The 1192-nt window shown below is 61.7% G+C and carries 1 protein-coding gene; it reads right to left on the bottom strand.

The genetic code is table 11. From position 1 onward, the window contains the following. Positions 1-39 precede the first annotated feature (39 nt). Positions 40-993: an IS110 family RNA-guided transposase gene (locus AC628_RS41735; RefSeq protein ID WP_074132578.1), complete on the bottom strand. Its 954-nt coding sequence runs from the start codon at positions 991-993 to the stop codon at positions 40-42. Between the last annotated feature and the right edge of the window lie 199 nt (positions 994-1192).

The following is a 1192-nucleotide window of genomic DNA, read 5'->3' as shown; positions in this document are numbered from 1 at the left end:
CCCAGCAAGTGAAGCCAGCTCCGTCATCCTGAGCAACCGTTAGCTTGCGGGGTGCATCGGCTGCCACGGAGTGCCGCGAGCGACGACAGTATTGATGAAGATGAGGAGCTTACGGGCGCAGGCGACGAGAGCCATTTTGTGGGTCTTGCCGTTGCCGCGCAGGCGCGCATAGAAGGCCTTGAGGTGGGGATTCCAGTGGAATGTGGCGGCGAAGGCCGCCGCGTAGAGGCTGGTCCGCAATCGGGTACGACCGCCCATGATATGGCGCGGGCCGGTTCTGGTGCCGGAATCATCATCATAGGGAGCGAGGCCGGCCAGCGCGGCGACCTGTTCGCGGGAGAGCGTCCCGATCTCCGGCATTCGGACCAATACGGCAATCGCGCTCTTCTCGGCGATGCCTTGAACGCTCACGATCAGATCCAGCTTGGCTGCGAGATCGACATGCGCTCGCATAGCCTCGCGCAGTGTTTCGCGAGCGCTGCGCGCCTGGGCCTTGCGGTTGGCAATTTCCTGCTTCCAGAATGCGCGGCTAGTCTCGTCCTGCGCCATCTCTAGCCGCGTCTTGTAGAGGACGATGTCTTCGCTCAATTGATCGATCAGGGTCTGTGCTGCGGCAAAAGCCTCAAAACGAGGGTCTGGCGCGTCGCGGAACTCCTCGACTGAGGCGACGCAGGCGGCAATCATGGCGGCGTCGATTTTATCGTTCTTGGCGAGCTTGAGGCGGAACTGGGCGTAGGAGCGGACCTGCAGCGGCTGCAACACGACGACAACGAACCCGGCCCGACGGAGCACTCTGACAAGGTTCTTCTCGTAGCCGCCGGTTGCCTCAACTCCGATCCGGTCGACGTTGTGGCGCTTCAGCCAGGTCACGATCGTGTCGTGTCCCGCGGCGGTATTGTCGGCCTCGAGCCGGGCCTTGGAACCGGTCAGCGCGACATCGAGCTTAAGCTTGCCGATATCGATCCCGGCGCAAACAGTGCTATGCTTCATCATCTTCGTCTGTCCCAACCTTGCTACGCGAACCCTAGGTTCGTTCAACCATCCGGGCCGGATGAAGAGCCGATCGCGATCTTGCTCAGGAGCAGTCCAGGCAGACTGTGGTGCAAACGATCCGACGATCGACCGGCTCGATCCGGGTGGCCACCCGGATCGAGCCATTCCTTGCGGAACGCAACAAAGATAGCAGAGCCTT

This window comes from Bradyrhizobium sp. NAS96.2 (assembly GCF_001908235.1).
GTDB lineage: Bacteria > Pseudomonadota > Alphaproteobacteria > Rhizobiales > Xanthobacteraceae > Bradyrhizobium.
Note: the sequence above shows the minus strand (reverse complement) of the source record. Positions and strands in the feature narration are given on the sequence as shown.